Genomic DNA, 1,556 nt, shown 5'->3' on the forward strand with positions numbered 1-1,556 from the left:
CTGTTGTCTGCGCTGTAGGTCCAATGGCCCTGCTCATCAATACTGAAACGGCCATACTGACCCGTCACGCTTTGCGCGGTAATATGCGATTCGCCACTGTCTACATCCAGCACAGCCAGGCGACCATTGGCTATCAGCTCTCCATGGTTCACATCTAGGTCTTCTGAAACCATGTGCTGCGACAACCCTCCCATCCGGGCGCTATCGTTGGTGCCATTCACGGTAATGACTAAGTTCTGAACATCGGTCGCGCCTGCGGCGTCCGTCACCGTGACAGGGATAGTAAGAGTCTGGCTTTGTCCTGCTGGCAACGATTGATAGGCGGCATCCGTTGGATCAAACACCCAACTGCCATCAGGGTTGAACGTCAGACCGGATACTGGATTGGCAATCGAATATCTCAGCGTATCGCCCACATCCGGATCGGTAGCGATAAGTTGACCGGACGCTTGCTGGCCATCCTCGTCGACAGAAACCGACGCTATCGGGGTCAACGTTGGCACATCATTGACATTGTTGACGGTTAAATCAAAGGTGGTCGACACCTGTGCGCCGTGATCGTCTGTCGCCGTGACCGTGACTGGCGTGCTGCCCACATCGCTGTTGGTTGGTGTGCCACTGAACGTTCCGGTTGATGCATCAAAATGCAGCCACGTCGGAAGGCTACCGGTGGAGAGGGTCAAGGTATCGCCATGGTCAATATCACCAAAGGTGTCAGTTGGCAGCGTGAACTGTAACGCGCTGTCTTCATCGACTTGCTGGCTAGCGATAGAGTGCGCCACGATTGGGGCGTCGTTCGTCCCTTCGATCGTCACGCTGATGGTGTGCGGGGTGCCATCGATACTGGTGACGGTGATGGAGTCTGTTAATGGCTCACCCGCCGCCAGTTGTTGGATAGCGGGCTGATTATTATCAGCGTGATACTGCCACTGCCCGTCGGCACTGAGTGAGAAATGACCATAACCCGAATCACTGGTGACATCCGTGATCGGCGTGAATGCGGCTTCACCGCTGTCTACATCCTGAACCGTTAACTGCCCGCTCGCTTCCAGCTCTCCCGACGCTGAGACCGCCGTGTCTTCTTTCAGCTGCGCTCCAGAACCAGATATGACTGCGCCATCATTGGTGCCCGACACAGTGATTGTTAAGTTTTGTGTATCTGTCGCGCCTGCCGTATCTGTCACTGTGACCGGGATAGTAAGAGTCTGGCTTTGTCCTGCTGGCAACGATTGATAGGCAGTATCGGTTGGGTCAAACACCCAACTACCATCCGGATTAAACGTCAGTCCGGACACCGGATTGGCAATCGAATAGCTCAGCGTATCGCCTGCATCTGGGTCGGTAGCGATAAGTTGACCGGACGCTTTCTGGCCGTCTTCATCGACAGAAATCGACGCTATCGGGGTCAGCGTTGGCGCATCATTGACATTGTTGACAGTTAAATCAAAGGTGGTCGACACCTGAGCACCGTGATCGTCGGTCGCCGTGACCGTGACTGGTGTGCTGCCCACATCACTGTTGGTTGGCGTGCCACTGAAGGTACCCGTGCTCGCATC

1 protein-coding gene is annotated in these 1,556 nt (G+C 55.1%); it reads right to left on the reverse strand.

The genetic code is table 11. The features are described 5' to 3' along the window. Nucleotides 1-1,556: VCBS domain-containing protein (locus ACWYU8_RS21955; protein WP_457521843.1), on the reverse strand; the 1,556-nt coding region annotated here is incomplete at both ends.

Source organism: Vibrio limimangrovi (assembly GCF_054064025.1).